Consider the following 21,025-nt stretch of genomic DNA (forward strand, 5'->3'; position numbering starts at 1 on the left):
GTTGTCGACCAGCGACCACAGGTGGTCCGCGGTCCCGTTGTCGTCGAACTGCACCACATGGGCGCTGTTCGCCGTCGACATCAGGTCCACACCCAGCACCTTGCCGGAGTTGCGGTTGCGGATGCGGTACCAGCCGTCCCCGTTGTCGACCAGCGACCACAGGTGGTCCGCGGTCCCGTTGTCGTCGAACTGCACCACATGGGCGCTGTTCGCCGTCGACATCAGGTCCACACCCATGACTTTGCCCGAGTTGCGGTTCCAGATCCGGTACTCGGTGGCGGCCGGGATCCAGGGGTGGCCGTCGGGTGCGGCGGTGGGAAACGCGGTGATGCGCAGCCGGGCGGCGCCCATCGGGATCAGGGTGAGGGTCTCGACGGGGGCGGTGCTGCGCGCCGGGCTCTCCTGCAGCGGGGTGACGACGTGCTGGCTGTCGGCCGTCCACTCCGCGATCCGGCGGCCGGGGGCCGTGATGCGCACGGGGGTGCCGGACTGGGTGAAGGGGTCGGCCGTCAGGCGGCCGGCGGGTCCGGTGAAGGTCAGTCCGGCCGGGGCGGCCGGGTCGACGGCCAGCCCGTAGTTCCAGGGCGAGGTCGCGTGCACCGCGTACTCGGGGAACTGGTCGCTGCCGGCCAGGCGCTCGTACCGCTCGCCGACCTTGAGGGAGTACGTGAGCGGGCCGTGATCGACCGAGACGGAGTGGTGGTTGGCGCCCCAGGTGCGGACGGAGGTGGTCTGCGGGAAGCGCACGGTCACCGTGTCGCCGTTCGACCAGGTCCGGTCGATCCTGGTGAAGGCCGGGCCCGCGGGGGCCGACTGCGGCCGGCCGTTGACGGCGATGACCGGGGCGCCGCACCAGGCCGGGATGCGCAGGTAGAGGGGGAACGCGACGGCGGCCGGGGTGCTGAGCGTGAGGGTCAGGGTGTCGGTGAAGGGGTAGTCGGTGTCCTCGGTGACGGTGACGGTGGTTCCGGCGCCGACCTGGGCGGTGACGACGCTGGGGGCGTACAGAGCGGCCGCGAGGCCGAGGTCCGGGGTGGCGAGCCACAGCTCCTCGGTGAAGTACGGCCAGCCCATGCCGTAGTTGTGGGGGCAGCAGCGGTACTGGTCGACCCCAGGCAGGTACGCCTGCATCGCGAAGCCGTTCTGGAACTGCCCCTGCGACTTGGGGGCGTTGTCCAGGTCGACGCTGTTGGCGCTGGTGATGTAGTGGATCGCGCGCCCGGTCGGATCGAGCGAGGCGGGCAGCGAGTTGAAGGCCAGGTCCTCGCAGCGGTCGGCCCACAGCGGGTCGCCGGTGATGCGGGTCAGCAGCTGGTGGCTGGCCATGTACTCGACGATGCCGCAGGTCTCGAAGCCCTGGCGCGGGTCGCCGAAGCCGGGCCGGGCGTTCTCGTCCCCGGCGAACCCGCCGCCGGGGAACTGCCCGTAGGAGTTCATGACCGTGGTGTACGTGCGGTAGGTCGCCTGGGTCAGCGCGGCGGACCCGTTGCGCAGCGCGTACTGGGCGGGTTCGCGGAAGCCCTGCGCGATGTTGACGTTGTGGAGGCTGGGGAGGTTGTCGACCCAGCTCGCCCCATTGGTGTGGATCTTGTCGGCGAGGGCCAGCAGGAAGGCGTCCTGGGTCCGGTTGAACAGCCAGAAGACGCTGTCCAGGCCGTCGCCCCAGCGCACGGAGACCCAGCTGGAGTTGAAGGCGCCGGGCCCCTGCGCGTTCATGTACCGGAAGAACCGGGTGAGGAACGGGACGATCCTGGTGTCGCCCGTGTACTCCTGCCAGGAGCGCAGCGCCTGGAGCAGTGGCAGGAAGGGCCAGAAGTCCGGCCCGTTGTTGAGCGACGTCCGCAGCGCCGACGGGCCGAAGAAGCCGTCGGACTGCTGGGTCGCGAGGATGCCGTCGATCCACCGCCGGCTGCCGGCCCGCGCGGCGGCGTTGCCGGTGACGGCCGCCAGGTCGACGTAGCCGCGCAGCCAGTACGGCACCTCCTCCCATCCGGCGCGCTCGGGGTGCGTCCACCCGGAGGTGGTGATGTCCAGGAAGTGCGAGGCCTGCTCGTAGCGGCCGCACAACCCGTCCAGCTGGAGCTGGAGCTGCCCGGCCAGCCAGCCCCGGGCGGTGACGCTGCCCGGCGGCAGTTTGAGGAAGGCGGTCGGCTGGAGGGGGGCGGCGTTGGGGAAGTACAGGCCGCCCCGCGCGGGCGCGACCCGGGACGTGGCGGCGGTGGCGGATCCTGCCCAGCGGGCGGACATCGCGACGGTCAACCCGGTGGCCACGGCGCTGCTGATGAACTGCCGGCGGTTCACGGACATGGGGGGCGGCTCCTCGTCGGGGCGCGGAACCCGTCTCCGAGCGGGGGCGGATGGCGCGCGCTGGGCGCAGGTGTGCACGCGGCCCGGCACGAGGGGGGAGAGAAACGGGAGTTCTCCATCGTTGCAAAACGCGCGTCCGACGAAATGACAGCACGGCAGTGGTTCCCTGTCCAGAGATGCGACAGCATCCGCCGCCCTGCGGAGCGCCCCGTTCTCCTGCCATGATGCAACGTTAGAAAGAAGCCGCAGGCCAGCGCGGCGGCCGCGGGCCGCCCGATCCGGGAGGGATCGGGTCAGCGCTCCGCGGCGGCGTGCGGGTCCGGCTGCTCGGGCGGGGTGAAGCAGGCGGTGATGGTCTTGCCGGACCGCTGGTGGTGCGTCTCCCAGCTGTCGGCGAAGTAGTCGATCAGCGCCATCCCCCGCCCGGAGGTCGCCGTCGCGTCGGCGTCACGCGGCGCGGGCAGCTCGGTGCTGGAGTCGTGCACGCTCACGTGCAGGCACTGGCTGTCCCACGCCAGGACGAGCTGCGCGGTGCTCTGGGCGTGCACATGGGCGTTGGTGATCAGTTCGGAGACGGTGAGCAGGACCGCGTCGACCGTTTCGGGCGCCTGCTCCGTCCAGCCCAGGGCGTCCAGGTGCTCGCGCGCCCAGACCCGTCCCTGTCGCACGCCGCCGGACACCGGGAAGGACTGCGCCCATCCGACGGCCCGCAAGGACATGTCGCCCATCGTATTGCTCCTTATTGCCGGGGTTGCCCCCCGCCTACCCCGGCAGCGGGCGCTCAGCCACCCCCTCCCGGCTGCCCCGGACCCGAACCCGTCCGCGGGGTGCTTCCCGACCTGATCGTCGCCCTGGCACGATGGCGCCATGGAACGTGTGGTGGGAATCGGTGGGTACTTCCTTCGGGCCGCGGACCCGGCGGCCCTGGGTGCGTGGTACCGCGACTGCCTGGGGCTGGACGCCGACGAGAACGGCCTGTGGCGCCAGGAGGCCGGTCCGACGGTGTTCGCGGCCTTCGAGTCCGAGACCGACTACTTCGGGTCCCGCACCCAGCAGGCCATGCTCAACTTCCGGGTCCACGACCTGGACGCGATGCTCGCCCAGCTGCGCGCCACGGGAGCGGACGTGGCCGAGGAGACGCAGGACATGGCGTGCGTGGGCCGGTTCGGCTGGGTCACCGACCCCGAGGGAAACCGCGTCGAACTGTGGCAGCCCGCCTGACCGCACCGCCGTGACGAGCCGGCTGCTGCCTCCGCGGACCGCTCAACGCCCGCGTCGCCTCACGCTCGACGCGCGCCGGATCGCCGCGAACGCCGCCCGCCCGCGGCAGGAACCGCTCCTCCCCCGACGCCCCGCACCGGCCCGCGGGTGTTGCCGGGGTGGGCCGGGGCAGGCGACGGATCACGCGGGGTGTCGGGCGTTCGTGGAGGAGCAGCATGCGGTCGGGTTCAGGTGGGGAAGCGTGACGGTCGGCGACACCGGAGGGGCGACACCGGATCTGCTGGACGGGCTGCGGGTGGACCGCTCCCGCGCCGAGGCGCCGGTACTGCTCAGCGGCGACGGATCGAACATCGAGACGTGGCGGGAGAACTTCCCGTTCCAGGAGCGGATGCGGCGCAAGGAGTACGAGCGGACCAAACGCGTCCTGCAGATCGAGCTGCTGAAGTTCCAGCGCTGGCTCAAGGAGACCGGGGGCCGCGTCGTCGTCGTGTTCGAGGGCCGGGACGCGGCGGGCAAGGGCGGCACCATCAAGCGGTTCACGGAGTACCTCAACCCGCGCGGAGCCAGGGTCGTCGCACTGGACAAGCCCAGCGGGCGCGAGCAGTCCCAGTGGTACTTCCAGCGCTACGTCGCGCACCTGCCGTCGGCCGGTGAGATCGTCATGTTCGACCGCTCCTGGTACAACCGTGCTGGAGTCGAACGCGTCATGGGCTACTGCACGGACGAGGAGTACCAGCGCTTCCTGCGGCAGACGCCCGCGTTCGAGCAGATGCTGATCGACGACGGCATCGACGTGGTGAAGTTCTGGTTCTCCGTCTCCCGCGGCGAGCAGCGCACCCGCTTCGCGATCCGCCAGGTCGACCCGGTGCGCCAGTGGAAGCTCTCGCCGACCGACCTCGCCTCGCTGGATCAGTGGGACAGCTACACCGAGGCGAAGGTGGCGATGTTCCGGCAGACCGACACGGCGCAGGCGCCCTGGACGGTGGTGAAGAACAACGACAAGCTCCGCGGCCGCCTGGAGGCGATGCGCAGCTTCCTGGCCCGCTTCGACTACGACGGCAAGGACGCGGACGCGGTCGGCGTGCCCGACCCGCGCATCATCGGTGCGGCCAGCACCCTGCTGGAGGCGGGCGAGGAGGACACCGACCTCTCCCCCACTCCCCTCACCCCGCGCCACATCGGTCCGGGCCGGCACCCGTAGCCGGCGACCCGCTGCCCGGGGCGGGCAGCGGGTCGCGGCGGCGTGGCGGGTTACGGCGGGTCGCGGCGGCCGGCGCGGGGTCAGGCCGCCGCACGCCGACGCGGCAGCCGGCCGCCCGGGCGGTCAGCCGAAAGCGGAGAAGGCATGGGCCTCCTTTTTCTGCTGGGCCAGCCGTACGTCGCTCCAGTCCAGAGCCACCGCCGCCTGGCGTTGCACGTCCTGGGCGGCCTCCCGGGCCGCTTTCGGTGCGTCGCCGCGTTCTTCTATCAGGCGCCCGTAGATCGGCGGGTGCTCCGTTGTCTCTGCAGTACTCATAATGCTCGCTCCTGCCCCTGATCCGATTGTCTACCCGGGCGTTCTTCGCTCCGTGATGGCTCCGTGATGTCGGGGTTGTCGGCCAGGATGTCCTCGGCGGCCGCCCAGAGCCGGGGCCGGAACCGCAGCACGGTCCCGGCCCGGTGGACGAGGTCCGAAGTGGAGTCGATGCCGAGGTCGCTGACAGCCGCCCGGAACGCCGGGGTGAGCGCCGCGTGCAGTCGGGGCGCGTCGGCGGCCAGGATGGTGTGGCAGCGGGCGAAGGTCGCGATGATCCAGAAGACCGCTTCGCGGTGGTCGCCCGCGTCGATGAGCCGCCGGCTGCCGTCGATCGCGACCGGCCGTGCGGCGGGGGTGATGTCACTGCTGAAGAAGAACGGGGTTTCCGCCACTTCGGCGGTGGCGTCGAACGTCGCGGCGAGTGCGTCCAGGTGGTGCTGCACGCGCTGCGCGGACAGCTGTGAGCAGCCGAGGAGGTCGAGCAGTTCCGGGTAGAGGCCGAGGCGGCCGTAGTCGGCGAGAACCTGCCGGGCGGCCGGATAGCGCAGCCGGACGGTGGGGTTGCGCAGGGCTGCGACGAGGAGGACGTGGCAGGTCACACCGGTGGGGAACAGCCACGCGGTCACCTGCTCGTGGAACGGCGCCGAGGGGTCGAGCGCCGCGAGACGGGTCTCGATCCGTCGTCGGGCGTCCTGGCATCGACGGCGGACCCACGGCCGGGCCGCGAAGTGGCGCGCGATGTGTGCCTGGAGCCGGCGGAGGTCGCCGACGGGGTCGTCGATGATCGTGTCGGTGCGAAAGCTTCCGGCCAGGTGGTAGGAGGACAGCACGTCGTCGGCGGATGCCAGGTCGGCCCAGGGCACATGACTCACTTCCAGCAGGACGCCCCGGAAGCGGAACTTTCCCGGTTTTGCCGACGGGCCCTCCTGGGCGGTGACGACGCAGATATCGAGGTCGGAGGCGGGTGACAGTTCGGCGTCGGCCGGGAGCCCGACGGTCGAGCCGCTGATGTACGCGCCGCGAAAGCCGGGATCGGCCCGGGCGTGCTCGGTGACCCACTGGACCGCGGCGGACCGTGCCAGGCCGATCTTCACCGTCGGTTCTCCCCCGTGCTCCGCAGTGCACGGATTCTTCCCCCGCCTCTCCCCCGACAATTCGAAACATTCGACGACGATGGCTCGAACACTATTCTTCCCTTTCCGTTCAACCGCTTGATCCTCGATTTCGAAATATTTCGACTGTCATCTCAGGCCATCATTGTTAACTTTCGAAGAAGTTTCGGAAACAGAGTTATTGACCGCCCTTGTCGGGCCGCTCCATACTTTCCAGCGGCCGAGGGTTCCCCCACCCCAGAAGCACTTCCACCCCCGCAGACATGGCCGTTCCGGCCTTGCCCCCTGCTGCCGTCTGCCGCGTCGGATCCCCCGTCGGCCGATCCGTTCACCGTCCCCCGGAAGGAACAACAGGCATGGACCTCGACAAGGACAGCGCCCTGACACCCCCCATGAGCCGCAGGGGATTCATCGGCCGCGCCGGCGCGTTGACGCTGGCCGCGTCCGCCTCCGGACTGCTGCTGCCCGGCGTCGCCAACGCGGCGCCCATCACCACCAACCAGACCGGCACCAACAACGGGTTCTACTACTCGTTCTGGACCGACGGCGGCGGGTCGGTCTCCATGAACCTGGGGTCCGGTGGCAACTACAGCACCTCCTGGCGCAACTGCGGCAACTTCGTCGCGGGCAAGGGCTGGAGCAACGGCGGCCGCAGGAACGTCAGTTACTCGGGCTCGTTCTACCCGTCCGGCAACGGCTATCTGGCACTGTACGGGTGGACCTCCAACCCGCTGGTGGAGTACTACATCGTCGACAACTGGGGCACCTACCGGCCGACCGGAACCTACAAGGGCTCCGTCACCTCCGACGGCGGCACGTACGACGTCTACCAGACCACGCGGTACAACGCCCCCTCCGTGGAGGGCACCAAGACCTTCAACCAGTACTGGAGCGTCCGGCAGGCCAAGCGGACGGGCGGCACCATCACCACCGGCAACCACTTCGACGCGTGGGCCCGCTACGGGATGCGGATGGGCAGCTTCAACTACTACATGATCCTCGCCACCGAGGGCTACCAGAGCAGCGGCAGCTCCAACCTCACGGTCAGCGGGTGAACGTCCCCGGCCGTCCGAGGAACCCGACCGCGCCCCCGCCACCGCCACGAGGAGGACCCGTACGCATGCGCTCCCACCCCCGCTCCCTGGTCGTAGGACTGGCCGTCGCCGCGACCGCCGTCGCGAGCACCGTCACGGCCACCGTCCACGCCGCCCCGGCACAGGCCGCCGCCTGCAACGGGTACGTCGGGCTCACCTTCGACGACGGCCCGTCCGGCAGCCACACCCCGGCCCTGCTCAACGCGCTCACCAGCAACCGGCTGCGGGCCACGATGTTCAACCAGGGCGGGTACGCGGCCGCCAACCCCTCCCAGGTCCGGGCCCAGGTCCAGGCCGGCATGTGGGTGGGCAACCACAGCTACACCCATCCGCACCTGACCCAACTGAACCAGTCCCAGATCGACTCCGAGATAGCGCGGACGCAGCAGGCCATCGCCAACGCGGGCGGCGGCACCCCGCAGCTGTTCCGCCCTCCGTACGGCGAGACCAACGCGACCGTGCGCTCCGTGGAGGCCCGCTACGGGCTGACCGAGATCATCTGGAACGTCGACTCCCAGGACTGGAACAACGCCTCCACGGACGCGATCGTGGGAGCCGTCAACCGGCTGACCAACGGCCAGGTCATCCTGATGCACGAGTGGCCCGCCAACACGCTGGCCGCCATCCCGCGCATCGCGCAGACGCTGGCGAGCAAGGGGCTGTGCTCCGGCAGGATCTCCCCGCAGACAGGTCGCGCCGTGGCACCCTGACGGGCGTGACGCCCTGACGGAGCGTCGTTGGCGCACCGTGCGGCGGCGTCACGCGCCCGCCGTTCCTGACCGCGTTGCGGGCAGGGGCGGCGGGCGCGGTCATCGATCCCGTGGGGGACTCACACCCCCAGGTGCCCGTCCGCCGGGAGGGAGCCGCGCGCCGACGGCGGGCCGGTGCGGCGGCGGTGGCGCCACGGGGCGAGCTGGGCGATGCCGAAGGCCACTTCCATGGCGAGGAACAGCCAGAGGAACCGCGGGGCGCCGTGGGCCAGAGCGTAGGCCTGCCAGGCGGCGAACAGGGTGCGCGCGACGCCGTCGAGCAGACCGTGCACCGGCAGCGGCCGGAGAATGCGCAGGACGGCCCAGACGACCACGACCGACCCCATCAGGTTGGCGTACAGGGTCTGGATCGGGTCGAGTTCGGGCAGCCGTCCCAAGCCGAGCGTGCCGCCCAGCGACGACAGCGCGTCGTGCATCAGCGCATACGTCCACGGCGTGGCGAATCCCGCCGTGACGACCAGGTCGTACCAGGCGCTCGTGCGCACGAGGCGCAGATAGCCGGGTCGGGCGGGGGTGGGGAGAGGGATCACGGGGGGACTCCTTCTGTTCGTGGGCGACGCCTCACGCTAAACAGTGGAGTACGGTCCAAGGTCAAGCCCGGCATCCGACGGAGGACACAGGACCATGCGCATCGGGGAGTTGGCCGCTCAGGCGGGCATGAGCAGGGACACCATCCGGTTCTACGAGAAGGTCGGCCTGGTCGAGGGCCGGCGGCTCGCCAACGGCTACCGCGACTTCCCGCCGGAGACGGTGCCCTGGCTGCACTACGTCCGCACCGCGCAGACGCTCGGGTTCTCGCTGGCGGAGATCGCACGGACCGGCGAGGAGCTGCGCGGGCTGCCGGACGCCGCGGAAGCGCTGTCCGCGCTGTTCGCGGAGAAGATCCAGGTCGTCGACGCCCGCATGGCCGAACTCGCCGCCCTGCGGGCGGACCTCGCCGCGCGGGCCGGTACCGGATGTCCCTTGCGGGCGGCCGGCCGGTCGACCTGAACGAGACTCCCCCGCACCGCCCCGCGGCCTCACCTCCACCACTCCCCCTCGACGCGCAACCCTGCGGTTGCACCGGAGGGAATGATGTGCAACTCTGGAGTTGCACTCAAGCACTCCATGGCGACAGTGAAAGCGAAGGAGTTCCCTCATGGGCGACGACCGGATCGAACGTGACACCCTGATCGAGGCACCCGTCGAGCGGGTCTGGTCGCTGGTGGCCCAGCCCGGCTTCTGGGTCGCCGACAAGGCGAGCCTGCCCGGCACCGTGGCCAAGGAGGGCGATGTGGTGGTGGCCAAGCACCCCGAGCACGGCGAATTCCCCGTGCGGGTGGAGAAGGTCGACGCGCCGACGTACCTGGCGTACCGATGGACCAGCGCGTTCCCCGGCGAGGAGCTGCGGGAGGACAACAGCACCCTCGTGGAGTTCACCCTCACCGCCGAGGGCGACCGGACGCGGCTGCGGGTGGTGGAGAGCGGGTTCCTGGCGCTGGCCGGCTCCGACGAGCTGCGCCGGAACAACCACAAGGACCACAGCGGCGGCTGGCCGCTGGAACTCGACGCCCTCAAGGCGCGCGCCGAACAGCCCTCCGTGTGACGGACGAACCGCGCGCCGCGGACGAGCCGGTCGACAGCGTCCTGGTCGCGCTGGCCGACCCGACCCGACGCCGGCTGCTGCAGCTGCTGGCCGCCCGGGGCGAGGCCACCGCGACGACGCTGGCCGGACAGCTGCCCGTCTCCCGGCAGGCGGTGGTCAAACACCTCGCCCTCCTGGACGCCGCCGGGTTGGTCGCCGGCGGCCGGGTCGGCCGGGAGATGCGGTACACGGTCCGGCCGGCGGCCCTGGACGCGACCGCCCGGTGGATGGCCGCGCTCGCGACCGACTGGGACCGCCAGTTGGCGAACATCAAGCGCGCGGCCGAGGCCGCGGAGCGCGACGCACCCTGACGCGCTGAGCTCGGGCCCGGTGACCGCGTCACCGGGCCCGAGCGGCTTCGTCAGCGCAGCCGGCGCGCGCGCAGCACCACGTCGTCGGTGTGGTGCGCTCCGGCACCGCCGTCGGGGACGACACGCGGTCGCTGCTCGTCGACCTGCACCTCCCAGGCGTCGTCGAGCAGTGCGGCAATCATCGAGGGCCAGACGTAGTCGGCCGGATCGAAGCCGCTGTCGCGCACCGGCTCGGTGTCCATCCCCGCGTGGTGCACCAGCAGCAGCACACCGCCGGGAGCCACCGCCTCGAGCAGGGCGTTCTCGGACACGCCGCCGGGGGTGCGCAGCAGCGCCGGGTACTGCGCGGACACCAGGTCGAAGGAGCGCGGCGGGAGCGCCGCCCGCGCCAGTTCGGCGTGCACCCAGCGCACGGTGAGCCCGGCGTCCCGGGCGTGGCCGGCCGCGCGCTCCAGAGCCACGCCCGAGACCTCCAGGGCGGTCACGTCCCAGCCGCCGCGTGCCAGCCACAGGGCGTCCGCTCCCTCGCCGCAGCCGACGTCGAGGGCCCGGCCGGGGGTGAGCCCGGCGACCTCGGCCACGAGCGCGCCATTGGGCTGGCCGCTCCACAGCTGGTGCCGTTCGGTGTAGCGGCTGTCCCACTCCTCCCGCACCGCGGGGTCGCCGAGGTATCCCTCGGTGGGCGCGGAGGCGGCGGAGGCGGTCGAGGGTGCTGCGATGTCGTCGGTCATGGGGCCACCGTCACCCACCGCGTCCCGATCGCGCTACTCCTGTTGCCGGTTCGGCAACATCGCCCGCGCTCATCGTGCCGTACGCGCCACGCGCGAGGGGCCGGCGGGTGCGGTGGTGGGGCAGGTGACGTCCGCGGCGGGCAGCTTGCCGGTGGCCAGGTAGGCGTTGACCGTGCGGTCCACGCAGTCGTTGCCGTAGTCACCGTAGATGCCGTGCCGGTCGGCACCGTCGACGGTCACCAGGCGCGAGCTGGGCCAGGCGCGGTGCATCGCGGTCGCCCCGGCGTAGGTGGTGCGGGGGTCGCCCGTGGCGTTGACCATCAGGGCGGGCAGGTCGGCGCGGACGGCGGTGGGGCGCTCGCGCGGCCGGTCCCAGAACGCGCAGGGGGTGATGTTGTTCGTGAACGGCCCCACCAGCGGGTGGGCCGCGCGGCTGCGCTGCACGTCGCGCCAGTAGACCTCCGGGTCGCGCGGGGCGGCCACGTCACCGCAGAGGATCGCGGTCTGCACGCTGCCGTAGGCCGACGCCCCGTCGCCCCCCTTGAGCACGAAGTCCAGGGTGGACACGAGGTCGGCGTCGGGCTGCGCCGGCCGGCCCAGCGCGGCCTGCTGGAGGGTGCGCATCGAGGACGCGAACGCCCGCAGCGCCGGCTCCTTGTCGTCCCCCAGACCGCTGAAGACGACGAACGGCACGGTGTGCTCGTCCAGCCGGTAGGACGGCGTCGGCCCGCCGCCGATCTGCAGGGGCCGCCGGGTCGCCGTGTGCTGGATGCGGTCGACGGTGGCCAGGACGGCGTCGCGGGTCGCGCCGAGGCCGAACTCGGCGTCGTGCCGGGCGGCCCACGCCGCCCAGTGGCGCAGCGCGTTCTCGTTGGCGCCCTCGCTGCCGACGAGCAGCCGGGGGCTGTACCGGGTGGGGTCGAGCACCCCGTCGAGGACCACCCGGTCGGTGCGGCCGGGGAACATCGTCGTGTAGACCTCGCCGAGGTAGGTGCCGTAGGAGTACCCCAGGTAGGAGACGCGGCGCTCGCCGAGGGCGGCCCGGATGACGTCCATGTCGCGTGCGGTGTTGCGGGTGGTGATGTGCGGCAGCACGTCCGCGTGCGTCGTGCGGCACCGGGTGGCCAGGTCGCGCTGGAGCGCGACCTGGCGGTCGAAGCCGGCCCGGTCCGCCCCCGCGGAGCGCAGCGAGCTGCCGGTGGGCCACCCGCAGTCCAGCGGGGTGCTGCGGCCGACGAAGCGGGGGTCCATGCCCACGATGTCGTAGCGGCCGGCCACGTCCCGCAGCGCGTCGTGCACCCACGGCGGGTCGCCGAGGTCCGTCCCGCCCGGGCCGCCGGTGTTCAGCATGAGGGTGCCGATGCGGTGCGCGGGGTCGCCGGCCCGGATCCGCGATATCGCGACGGTGATCGTGCGTCCGCCGGGGCGGGCGTAGTCGAGGGGCACGGTGACGTCGGCGCAGCGGGCCCCGGCCTTCTCCAGCTCCTTGCCGGTGGCGTCGTCGGGGCCGAGGACGCAGCTGTTCCAGGTCAGCGGCTGGTGTGCGTAACGGTCGAGGCCGGTGTCGGCGCCGGGGGCGGCCGCGGCCACGGTGGGCAGCGCGGTCAGGACGGCGGTGGCGGCCAGGGTCAGCGCGGAGGCGCGGAAACTCATGCGGAATGCCCTTCGATCCGGTGGGTGGAGGCGGGATGGGCGCGGTCCGGCGGCCGGTGTTCGCACAGGGCCGCGTCGATGACGTCGCGGAACGCTTCTTCGGCTTGCTCGGTGGAGGGCACCTGGGTGAGCACGACGGCCACGCGGCGTCCGCCGGGGCCGACCGCACCGAGCGCGCGGTGGCCGCCCGGCACGGTCCCGGCATGGCCCCACCACACTCCGCCGCAGCGCAGCGGGCTGGAGATCAGGCCCAGTCCGTAGCGGGCGCCGGGCCACAGGCGGTCCGGGTCGGCGGCCACCGTGTCCTGCATCAGGGACAGTTGCGCGGGCGGGAGCAGCCGGCCACCGAGCAGGGCGCCGAAGAACCGCTCCAGGTCGGCCGGCGAGGAGACCAGGGCGCCGCCGGTGCCCCCGAACGTCATGTTCCAGTCGGTGCCGTCCACCCGGCCGCCGGACTCCTCCGGCACCCAGTAGCTGTGCGAGTGCGGGCCGCGCAGGTGCGGGTCGTCGCCGGGCCAGGAGGTGTCGCGCAGTGCGAGGGGTCCGATGATCCGGCGGGTGATCTCGGATTCCGCCGAGCGGCCGGTGACCTTCTCGATGATCAAACCGGCGGCCAGGTAGTTGGTGGTCGCGTAGTGGAAGGCCGAGCCGGCCGGTCTGTCGGGCGGCGGCAGGCGCAGGGCCCGGGCGATCAGGTCGCGCGGCTCGAAGTGGCGGTAGCGCAGCTGCTCGGGGTGGTCCCAGTCCGCCGCGTCGAGGTAGTCCGGCAGCCCGCTGGTGTGCTGCAGCAGCTGCCGGACGCTGATCTTCCGGCCGTCGTAGCCGTTGCCGCTGATCAGGCCGGGCAGATAGCGGTCGACGGGCGCCTGGGGGTCGAGGCGGTGTTCGGCGGCGAGTTGCAGGACGACCGTGGCGGTGAACGTCTTGGTGACGCTGCCGGCGCGCAGCCGGTCCCGGGCGGTCATCGGGCGGCCGGTGGCGAGGTCGGCGGTTCCGGTGGCGTCGCTCCAGCGGCCGCACACCGGGTCGGTGACGTCGACGGCGGCCCCCGGGAGGTGGTCGCCGGCGGCCAGCGTGCGCAGCGCCTGCCGCAGCGCGCTGTGCTCACCGCAGCCGGGTGACGCCGAGGTCGCGGAGCGCGCTGCGGGGGCGGCCGGGGCGGACGCCGAGGCCGGGGTCACGGCCGCGGCGAGCACGAACGCACCGGCCACCGCGGCCGCCGCCGTGCGCGGATGTTTCACGAGTCCCATGCGCAACGACGCTATGCCGCGCCGGTCCGCACCTCACTCCGGCCAGCTCCCGACCGCAACGGGTGCCAGCCCCACCGCCGTTGCTCGGGTCATCCCCCGGCGGACCGTACCGGCCGGCCGCTCGAGCCGGCCGGCCGGTACGGCGTTCTTCCCCCCGCAGCGCCGGGGTGGTCAGGGGGCGCAGGCGGCCCCGTTGAGGGTGAAGGCCGCGGGAGCGGTGTTCGTGCCCGTCCAGGTGGCGTTGAAGCCGAAGGACGCCGAGCCGCCGGCCGGAAGGGACCCGTTGTAGGAGGCGTTGGCGGCCGTGACCTGGCTGCCGGACTGGGTCAGCGTGGTGCTCCACGCCTGGGTCACCCGCTGCCCCGCGGGCCAGCTCCAGCCCACCGTCCAGCCGTTCACCGGTGTGGTGCCGGTGTTCTTGACGACCACGTTCGCCGTGAAGCCGCCGGTCCACTGGTTGGGCACCGTGTAGGTCACGGCGCAGGAGGTCGTGGGCACCGGGACCGTGCCGCCCAGAGCCTGCACGATGCCGTCGTAGGCGGGCTTGGGCCGCAGGTTCTCGTCGTACGGCGTCGCGGCGCCCTGGCCGGGGAAGACGTCGGGGATCCAGGAGTCCGCGTCGGTGAACCCCCACACGGTCACGCCCCGGCAGCGCGTCACCGCCACGCAGGCCGCCGTGACGGCCCGGTACTCCTCCTTCTGCTGGGCCAGCTGCGCCGCGGTGGCCGGCAGCGGCATGCGGATGTCGAGTTCGGTCAGGGCCACGTCGAGGCCCAGGTCCGCGAAGCGCCGCAGGTTGGCCTGCAGGGTGGACGGCACCTGGCCGAGGATCAGATGGGCCTGGAAACCGACGCCGTCGATCGGCACACCCTGCGCCCGCAGCGAGCTGACCAGCCGGTACATGGCGTCGCTCTTCGCGCCCGTGCCGTCGGTGTTGTAGTCGTTGACGTACAGCTTCGCGGCGGGGTCCGCCGCCCGGGCCGCGCGCAGCGCGTCGGCGATGTAGCCGTCGCCGAGCGTGGTCTGGAAGAGGGACTGGCGCCGGGTGCCGTCCTCGTTGAACGGTTCGTTGACGACGTCCCAGTGGTCGATCCGGCCCTGGTAGCGGCCCACTTCGGTGGCGATGTGGTCGGTCATGAGCGTGCGCAGCTGCTCCGCGCTCCAGGTGCCGGAGCTGACCCAGGAGGGCAGTTGGCTGTGCCAGACCAGGGTGTGCCCGCGCACCTTCTGCCCGTGCGCTGCGGCGAACGCGACCACCTGGTCCGCGCCGGCCCAGTTGAAACTGCCCCGGGCCGGTTCGACCGAGCCCCACTTCATCTCGTTGCCGGGGGTGACGGAGTCGAACTGGGTCCCCGCCACGTCCCCGTAGGCACCGGTCAGCTTCGACGCGGTGACGGCGGTGCCGTAGTAGCGGCCCTGGGCGTTCGCCAGGTCGCGCAGCGGCGGGTTGTCGGCGCCGCGGGCGGGCAGCGCGGCGACGCCCGCGAGCGCGCACGTCGCGAGGAGCGCGGCGGCGACGGACATCAGCCGGTTGCGCATGGGGATCCTCCCAGGGTGAAGGCGGCCGGGGTGCCGTTGGTACCGCTCCAGCTGCCGGTGAAGCCCAGCGTCGTCGTCCCGCCGGCCGGCAGCGCGGCGTTCCAGCTCAGGTTGGTCACGGTGACCTGGGCTCCGTCCTGCCGGTAGGCGGCGTTCCACAGCTGGGCGATCTTCTGGCCGTTGGGGAACGCGAAGGTCGCCGTCCAGCCGTTCAGCGGCTGAGCGCTGTCGTTCCGCAGGGTCAGTTCGGCCTGGAAGCCGCCCTGCCACTGGTTGGTGACCTTGTAGACGGCCGTGCACGCGGTGCTCCCGGGGGGCGGGTCCTCTCCCCCGCCGCCCGGGTCCGCGGAGTCGCCGTAGATCACGCCGCGCCCGTTGGTGGAGACGTACACCCGGCCGAACACGCGCGGGTCGCCGGTGATCGCCGCCCCGGTCCATCCCCACTGGTGGGCCGAGTCGTTGATGCGGACCCAGGTCACGCCCGCGTCGGTCGAGCGGAAGATGCCGCGCACGGAGCCGATCTTCGCGCTGGTGTAGAGGGCGGGGTAGGTGGCGCCGGGGGCCGCCTTCCCGAAGCCCACGGTGTCGGCCTCCTGCACCCCCGGGACGCGGGTGAAGCTGGTCCCGGCGTCCGTGGAGTGCCACAGCCCGTACGTACCGCCCGTGCTGCCGCCCGCCAGCCAGATGTCGCCCCGCACGCCGGGCAGCGCCTTGAAGCGGACCGGGCCGCTCGACGGCAGACCGGTGGAGGCCTTGGCGGTGAAGGTCGCGCCGCCGTCGGTGCTGACGTAGAAGGTGCCGGAGGCGACGGCGTAGAACGTCTTCGGGTCGACGCGGTCCGACTCGACGACCGCACCCGCGGGAACGCCCGCGGACGCCGTCCACGACGAGCCGCCGCCCGTCTGCACGGCCGCGCCCTCCGGGCTCCACACGAAGCGGCTGCCGTCACTGGCCGCCGCGACGGTGCCGCCGCCCGTCACACCCGCCGGGTCGCTTCCCGCGTACCAGGTGGCGCCGTTGTCGTGGGAGAGCGCGAGGTGCGCGCCGGTGTCGGCGTTGCCGACCCGCACCACCGTGTTCGGGTCCTTCTCGGCGTAGTCGAGGCTGGTCGTGGTGGTGAAGTTCGGTGACTGGAACATCAGCGGGGGGACGGCCGCCAGGTCCGTGTGGCGGAAGCCGCCGACGTCACCGAGGGCGCTGAGCAGCGGGGCGCCCGAGGGCGGCGAGGCCAGGTCGTTGACGGCGGTCTCCTCCAGGCCCCGCACCATGGGGGTCAGGCTGAAGGTGCCGCCGCGGTCCCACTGCCCGAGGTTCTCCGTGCCGTAGACCGTCGCGCCCGTGCCGTACATCATCCGCTCGGAGTCGAAGGGGTCGATCTCCAGCGCCTCGGTCATCCAGCCCAGCTTCGGCGCCTGTTCGGGCGGGGACGGATTCGCGCCCCAGCTCAGCCACGGCACCGAGGAGACGTTCAGGGTGTAGCGGTTCGCGCGGTTCGGGTACGAGGTGTAGTCCCACGCCCGGGTCCAAGTGCCACCGCTGTCGGTGGTGCGGAAGATCTGGGTGTCCGGCCACCACGAGCTGTAGCCGCTGACCATGACGGTGCCGGGGTGCTGCCGGTCGACGGTCAGCCCGCTGTAGCCGAAGTAGGTGTCGGCCGCCGCGAGCGGGCTGATGTCCTTCCACGCACCGGTCGCGGTGGTGTAGCGCCAGACCTGGCCCTTGCCGCCGTCGTAGGGGCCGCCGGTGTCGCTGTAGGCCAGGTACAGGTAGCCGTTGACGGCGTCGAGCACGCCCTTGTGGGCGAGGTATCCGGTCGGCTGACCGGGCAGGCGCGACCAGGTGACGCCGGCGTCGGTCGAGCGGTAGACCGCGTTCTCCTTGTCGGCGACCCCGACGTAGAGGGTCTTCGTGCGGCTGCCCGCGGTGCCCGTGGACTCGTCGAAGGTGACCCAGACAATGCCCTGGTTGTCCGACGCGTATCCGCTCGTGTCGGTCGGATCCTGCTGGTAGTTGCCGGGGTTGGGGAAGGCGGTGACCTGCGACCAGGTCACGCCCGCGTCGGTGGAGCGCCACAGGCCCTTGCCGCTGGGGGCGCCCAGGTACAGCACGCGGTTGTCGTGCGGGTCGATCGCCAGGCGCTCGCCCATCCCGCGGCCGGGCATGTTGCCGCCGAGCTTGAAGGGCAGCGCGCTGCTCTGCCAGCTGGCGCCGCGGTCGGCCGAGCGCAGGATCGCGCCGTTGGTGGGGTCCCAGCTGTTGGTGTAGGTGCCGGCCGCGACGTAGACCCTGTCGGGGTCGACGGCGTCGGAGGCGAGGCTGACCACGCCGGTGTGGCCCCAGTGCTCCCAGTCCACCGAGTCCAGCAGCGGTTTCCAGGATTTGGTGGACTGCTCCCACCGGTAGGCGCCGCCGATGTCGGTGCGGGCGTAGGCCAGGTTCTTCTCGGAGCGGTTGAACACGATGCCGGGCACGAAGCCGCCGCCGTCGATGCGGACGTTCTTCCAGGTGTACGCGTCCGCGGCGGCGGACTGCGGGGTGGCCGCGGCGAACTGCGGCGCGGACCGCACGGCGGCCGGGGCGCTGCGGGCGGCGGCGGGGGGAACCACCGCGGCCAGGGCCAGGGTGAGTGCCGCGACGAGCGCGCGACGTGTCGTTCTGCGCACGGGAGTTCTCCCTCTGCTGACGTGGGGGACGGCCGGGCGGCGCCCCGGTGGGGGTCGCCGCCCGGCCGCGGAGAGCGGAGCGGAGTGCTACTCGAGCAGTTCCGCGTACGTACCCATGGCCATGGCGATGTCCGCCTGGGCCCAGAAGCGGTGGTAGGTGAAGGACGGCGCCGCGCCGCCCGCCAGATACGCTTCGATCTTCGGCCAGGCCGGGTCGTTCTTGTAGAACGACCGCAGCGAGGAGAACGTCGACGCGGAGTTGATCGCGTCACCGTTGGGCATCGTGCCGGTCCATCCGCTCGGCACGGAGACGGGGTCGTTGAAGCGGCTGTAGTCGGTGCGGGTCTCGGGGACCGCGACGCCGATCGCGTCCCGGTTGTGGTCCCACATCCCGTCGAGCAGCGCCTTGGCGACCGTCTTGGCCTGGGCGTTTCCGGACTTGGCGGCGTAGTACGACAGGGTCTTGGCGTACGCGGCGGCCACGCCGACGTCGTTGGTGTAGTCGGCGACGGTCACGTGCAGGCCCGCGTTGGCGCCGGGGCTGGCGGCGTTCCAGGTGTCCGGGGCCCCGGACCAGTGCAGGGTGGAGGGGATGAGGAAGGTGCCGTCGGGGTTGACGGTGGTCTTCGACAGCGCCCAGCTCACCCACTTGTCGAGCACGGTCTTCGCCGCGGCGCTGCCGCTCTGCTGGTAGTACTCGGCGACGCGCTCCATGGACCAGGCCTGGAAGCCGAACCACTGGTTGGACGGCGGGTCGTGGTAGACCGGCGCCTCGTCGTAGTACATGCCGTAGAACGTCGGCGTCCCGGCTGGCGGGGTGGCGTAGCGGCCCTGCCAGCTGTTGGTGGCGCCGCCGGAGATCGCGCCCTCGTCGGACTGCAGCCACCGGTAGAACTCCAGCTGCCGGCCCAGACTGGTCGCCCAGTCGGCCTGTCCGGTCGCCGACTTGGGCTTGAGGTCGGCGTACTGGCTCAGCGCGTAGGCCGCCATCGGGTTCTGGTAGCCGCCGTGCGCGTGGCCGGAGCCGATGCGCCACGCCCAGCCGGCGGACGGGTCGGTGGCACCGCCCCAGGCGTAGTACCAGGTCAGCAGGTACTCGGAGCTGTTCTTGCCGCTGCCGGCCGGGCAGGTGGACGGCCCGACGCAGTTGCCGACCTTCTTGAAGTACTTGTCGTACATCGCGTAGCGCAGGTAGTCGCCCATCTTGGCGGCCTTGCCGACGGTCGTGGCCACCGTGGCGCCCTTGCCCTGCTCCTTGGCCCACACATCGGCCCAGTAGGCGGCCTGCACCGCGCGGGCGTCGGCGTCGGGGGCGTCGGTGAACTTCCACTGCTTGGCGTAGGAGGCGTCCTTGGTGAACAGGTCCAGGTAGCCGTTCCTGCCGCCGTACTGGAAGTCGTCGCAGGTCGGCTGCGGGACGGTCTCCCACACCGATTCCTGCGGGCCGCGCTGGAAGGTGTTGATGTACGACGGGCCGGTGTCGGTGGGGCCGGCCGTGCACTTGCCGGGCGAGTTGCCGTAGCCGTAGACGTTGTCGACGTCCTGCAGCCAGTGCATGCCGTAGATGTCGTCGGTGCCGTACGCGCTCTTCAGCTCGGCGGCGATCGGGTCGGATCCGGCCGTGACCGAGGGGTCGAGCTGTGCGGGGTACTGCGAGGGCAGATCCCACTCGGGTGCGTAGGTGGCGGGCTTGGACGCGTTGTAGAAGGAGTTGGTGGGCTGGTCGGCGTGGGTGGGGATCATGTACTTCTCCATGGTGTCCCACGCACCGTTGAACTTCGTCCAGTCCCCGGTGATCTTCCCGTACATGGCCTGCAGCCAGATCAGGTAGCTGTACGCCTCCGAGGTCGTCTCGTGGCCCTGGTCGGGGGCCTCGACGATCAGCGTCTCCACCGAGTGGTAGGGGATGCCCTCGGGCGAGAAGTAGCCGCTCGCCGGGTCGTTGATCTTCTGGTAGAGCTCCAGGAAGCGTGCGTCGTAGTCCTGGCCCGCGGCCAGTTCCGTGACGGTCACCTGGGCCTGGGTGTGGCCCGGCGCGGTCACGGTGAACGTGGCCGCGCCGGTGCCCGCGGCGTCGGCGGCGACGGTGACCTGCTGGGCCGTGGCCCAGTTCGCCGGGGTGAACGTCAGGCTGGCGCCGGAGGTGACGGACAGTCCGGTGTTGCCGGCCGTGCGGGCCACCGTGGCGGTGACGTTGGCGGACGGCGCGGTGGAGAGCTTCACGCCGAAGGTGCCCGTCTTCGTCTGCTGGACGGAGAGCTGGGCGGGCGTGGCGATCAGGGACGCGCCGGCGGCGACGGTGATGCCGACCGGGGTCGACTCGCCCGAGGCGTTCTGGCTGTCGTACGCCTTCGCGTACAGCGAGTAGGCGCCGGCCGCCAGACCGGTGGCGTTGAAGGTGTAGGGGGCGGTGGTGTCGCTGCCGAGCAGCGTGGTGTCACTGTAGAACTCGACCTTGGTGATGGTGGCGCCGTCCGCGGCCGCGGCGGTGGCGGCCATCGGCACGGCGGCGCCCGCGCTGAAGACCGCTCCGGGGGCCGGGCTGGTGAGCACCGTCAGGGGCGGCTGGTGGGCGCCGGCGCACAGGGTGCCGTTGACGGAGAAGGCGGTGGGAGCGGCGTTGGTGCCGCTGTAGCTGAAGTTGGCACCGGCGCTGACGGCCGCACCCGCTGCGATCGTCCTGTTCCAGTCCATGTTCTTGGCGGTGACGGTCTTGCCTGACTGCGACCAGGCGGCGCTCCAGCCGTTCGACAGCTGCTGGTTGCCCGCGTACGCGTACGTCAGCGTCCAGCCGTCGAGTGCGGCCGTGCCGCGGTTGGTGATGGTGACGTTGGCGGTGAACCCGCTGCCCCAGTCGTTGGCCGTGTAGTCGACGCCGCACTGCACGGCGGCGGCCCGCGCGGGGCCGGCTTCGGCGATGGTCAGGGCGGCCGGCAGCGCGAGCGCCACCACCAGGGCCGTCCTTAATCGCCACTTGACTCTACTTCTTGACAACGCGGGCATGGCCATGGGGCCCTCCTAGGCGGCTCGAAGACGTGGGGGGTGGGCAACAGGAGCACCAGTGGGAGCGCTCCCATGATTCGAGTGGCGCGCAATTGATGTCAAGGGAAATTTCAAAGCCCGGGGCACCGAACGGCGCAACTTGATGAGTTGAACGCAGACCCTGGCGCAGCCCGGCTCCCGCCGCTACATTCTGACGTCACCAGTGGGAGCGTTTCCGTCGACCGAGCGCCG

Annotated in this window: 17 protein-coding genes and 1 pseudogene; 7 read left to right on the plus strand and 11 right to left on the minus strand. The window is 71.9% G+C overall.

Going from position 1 to position 21,025, the window contains the following annotated elements; genetic code table 11:
• On the minus strand, positions 1-2,307 hold a 2,307-nt coding region (locus ABZ721_RS04565; RefSeq protein WP_358787087.1), incomplete at its 3' end, for a beta-L-arabinofuranosidase domain-containing protein.
• A 293-nt stretch (positions 2,308-2,600) separates the two neighbouring features.
• On the minus strand, positions 2,601-3,035 hold the full coding sequence (locus tag ABZ721_RS04570) for an ATP-binding protein (protein ID WP_358787088.1): 435 nt from the start codon (positions 3,033-3,035) through the stop codon (positions 2,601-2,603).
• A 139-nt stretch (positions 3,036-3,174) separates the two neighbouring features.
• On the opposite strand from ABZ721_RS04570, the gene ABZ721_RS04575 reads away from it, so the two are divergent.
• Together ABZ721_RS04575 and ppk2 are read left to right on the plus strand one after the other, a co-directional pair.
• Complete coding sequence (locus ABZ721_RS04575; RefSeq protein WP_358787089.1) at positions 3,175-3,528, plus strand: VOC family protein; 354 nt, start codon at positions 3,175-3,177, stop codon at positions 3,526-3,528.
• Positions 3,529-3,769: 241 nt separating this feature from the next.
• The gene (ppk2, locus tag ABZ721_RS04580) at positions 3,770-4,729 is read left to right on the plus strand and encodes a polyphosphate kinase 2 (protein ID WP_358787090.1); all 960 of its coding nucleotides are present in this window, start codon (positions 3,770-3,772) and stop codon (positions 4,727-4,729) included.
• 123 nt (positions 4,730-4,852) lie between these two features.
• Here the strand turns inward: ppk2 and ABZ721_RS04585 are convergent, their stop codons facing one another.
• Together ABZ721_RS04585 and ABZ721_RS04590 are read right to left on the minus strand one after the other, a co-directional pair.
• A complete protein-coding gene (locus ABZ721_RS04585; RefSeq protein WP_358787091.1) occupies positions 4,853-5,044 on the minus strand; it encodes a hypothetical protein in 192 nt (63 codons plus the stop codon).
• Positions 5,041-6,138: a hypothetical protein gene (locus ABZ721_RS04590; RefSeq protein WP_358787092.1), complete on the minus strand. Its 1,098-nt coding sequence runs from the start codon at positions 6,136-6,138 to the stop codon at positions 5,041-5,043. Before ABZ721_RS04590 ends, ABZ721_RS04585 begins: the two co-directional genes overlap by 4 nt.
• A gap of 410 nt (positions 6,139-6,548) precedes the next feature.
• On the opposite strand from ABZ721_RS04590, the gene ABZ721_RS04595 reads away from it, so the two are divergent.
• Positions 6,549-7,211: a glycoside hydrolase family 11 protein gene (locus tag ABZ721_RS04595; RefSeq protein ID WP_358787257.1), complete on the plus strand. Its 663-nt coding sequence runs from the start codon at positions 6,549-6,551 to the stop codon at positions 7,209-7,211.
• 65 nt (positions 7,212-7,276) lie between these two features.
• A pseudogene (locus ABZ721_RS04600) lies at positions 7,277-7,954 on the plus strand (polysaccharide deacetylase family protein); the annotation flags it as partial.
• 125 nt (positions 7,955-8,079) lie between these two features.
• Here the strand turns inward: ABZ721_RS04600 and ABZ721_RS04605 are convergent.
• Complete coding sequence (locus tag ABZ721_RS04605; RefSeq protein ID WP_358787093.1) at positions 8,080-8,550, minus strand: hypothetical protein; 471 nt, start codon at positions 8,548-8,550, stop codon at positions 8,080-8,082.
• A gap of 94 nt (positions 8,551-8,644) precedes the next feature.
• Between ABZ721_RS04605 and ABZ721_RS04610 the strand changes: the two genes are divergently transcribed.
• The 3 genes from ABZ721_RS04610 (at position 8,645) to ABZ721_RS04620 (ending at position 9,955) form a co-directional block, all read left to right on the plus strand.
• Positions 8,645-9,010 carry a MerR family transcriptional regulator gene (locus ABZ721_RS04610; protein ID WP_358787094.1) on the plus strand — a complete coding sequence of 122 codons (366 nt, stop codon included), beginning with the start codon at positions 8,645-8,647 and terminating at the stop codon, positions 9,008-9,010.
• A gap of 148 nt (positions 9,011-9,158) precedes the next feature.
• Entirely contained in the window at positions 9,159-9,605 is a 447-nt protein-coding gene (locus tag ABZ721_RS04615) for an SRPBCC domain-containing protein (protein ID WP_358787095.1), read from the plus strand.
• Entirely contained in the window at positions 9,602-9,955 is a 354-nt protein-coding gene (locus ABZ721_RS04620; protein ID WP_358787096.1) for a metalloregulator ArsR/SmtB family transcription factor, read from the plus strand. The genes ABZ721_RS04615 and ABZ721_RS04620 overlap by 4 nt, the downstream gene beginning before the upstream one ends.
• Positions 9,956-10,005: 50 nt before the next feature.
• Here ABZ721_RS04620 and ABZ721_RS04625 read toward each other — a convergent pair whose 3' ends face one another.
• The 6 genes from ABZ721_RS04625 to ABZ721_RS04650 all read right to left on the minus strand — a co-directional run bounded on the left by ABZ721_RS04625 (position 10,006) and on the right by ABZ721_RS04650 (position 20,794).
• Positions 10,006-10,686: a class I SAM-dependent methyltransferase gene (locus tag ABZ721_RS04625; RefSeq protein ID WP_358787097.1), complete on the minus strand. Its 681-nt coding sequence runs from the start codon at positions 10,684-10,686 to the stop codon at positions 10,006-10,008.
• Between the two features lie 69 nt (positions 10,687-10,755).
• The gene (locus ABZ721_RS04630; RefSeq protein WP_358787098.1) at positions 10,756-12,339 is read right to left on the minus strand and encodes an alpha/beta hydrolase; all 1,584 of its coding nucleotides are present in this window, start codon (positions 12,337-12,339) and stop codon (positions 10,756-10,758) included.
• A complete protein-coding gene (locus ABZ721_RS04635) occupies positions 12,336-13,589 on the minus strand; it encodes a serine hydrolase domain-containing protein (RefSeq protein ID WP_358787099.1) in 1,254 nt (417 codons plus the stop codon). Before ABZ721_RS04635 ends, ABZ721_RS04630 begins: the two co-directional genes overlap by 4 nt.
• Before the next feature lie 171 nt (positions 13,590-13,760).
• Entirely contained in the window at positions 13,761-15,128 is a 1,368-nt protein-coding gene (locus tag ABZ721_RS04640; protein WP_358787100.1) for an endo-1,4-beta-xylanase, read from the minus strand.
• A complete protein-coding gene (locus ABZ721_RS04645) occupies positions 15,113-17,695 on the minus strand; it encodes a cellulose binding domain-containing protein (RefSeq protein WP_358787258.1) in 2,583 nt (860 codons plus the stop codon). The genes ABZ721_RS04640 and ABZ721_RS04645 overlap by 16 nt, the downstream gene beginning before the upstream one ends.
• Before the next feature lie 183 nt (positions 17,696-17,878).
• Positions 17,879-20,794, minus strand: a complete 2,916-nt coding sequence (locus ABZ721_RS04650; protein WP_358787259.1) for a glycoside hydrolase family 48 protein — start codon at positions 20,792-20,794, stop codon at positions 17,879-17,881.
• Positions 20,795-21,025: the final 231 nt, after the last annotated feature.

It is taken from the genome of Streptomyces sp. NPDC006733, from assembly GCF_040636125.1.
In the GTDB taxonomy this organism is placed as follows: domain Bacteria; phylum Actinomycetota; class Actinomycetes; order Streptomycetales; family Streptomycetaceae; genus Actinacidiphila.

Excerpts from the sequence above, each read along its gene's own strand:
- ABZ721_RS04570 (WP_358787088.1), bottom strand. The coding sequence starts at position 3,035 with ATGGGCGACATGTCCTTGCGGGCCGTCGGATGGGCGCAGTCCTTCCCG.
- ABZ721_RS04640 (WP_358787100.1), bottom strand. The coding sequence starts at position 15,128 with ATGCGCAACCGGCTGATGTCCGTCGCCGCCGCGCTCCTCGCGACGTGC.
- ABZ721_RS04610 (WP_358787094.1), top strand. The coding sequence starts at position 8,645 with ATGCGCATCGGGGAGTTGGCCGCTCAGGCGGGCATGAGCAGGGACACC.
- ABZ721_RS04630 (WP_358787098.1), bottom strand. The coding sequence starts at position 12,339 with ATGAGTTTCCGCGCCTCCGCGCTGACCCTGGCCGCCACCGCCGTCCTG.
- ABZ721_RS04635 (WP_358787099.1), bottom strand. The coding sequence starts at position 13,589 with ATGGGACTCGTGAAACATCCGCGCACGGCGGCGGCCGCGGTGGCCGGT.
- ABZ721_RS04585 (WP_358787091.1), bottom strand. The coding sequence starts at position 5,044 with ATGAGTACTGCAGAGACAACGGAGCACCCGCCGATCTACGGGCGCCTG.
- ABZ721_RS04625 (WP_358787097.1), bottom strand. The coding sequence starts at position 10,686 with ATGACCGACGACATCGCAGCACCCTCGACCGCCTCCGCCGCCTCCGCG.
- ABZ721_RS04650 (WP_358787259.1), bottom strand. The coding sequence starts at position 20,794 with ATGCCCGCGTTGTCAAGAAGTAGAGTCAAGTGGCGATTAAGGACGGCC.
- ABZ721_RS04615 (WP_358787095.1), top strand. The coding sequence starts at position 9,159 with ATGGGCGACGACCGGATCGAACGTGACACCCTGATCGAGGCACCCGTC.
- ABZ721_RS04575 (WP_358787089.1), top strand. The coding sequence starts at position 3,175 with ATGGAACGTGTGGTGGGAATCGGTGGGTACTTCCTTCGGGCCGCGGAC.
- ABZ721_RS04595 (WP_358787257.1), top strand. The coding sequence starts at position 6,549 with ATGAGCCGCAGGGGATTCATCGGCCGCGCCGGCGCGTTGACGCTGGCC.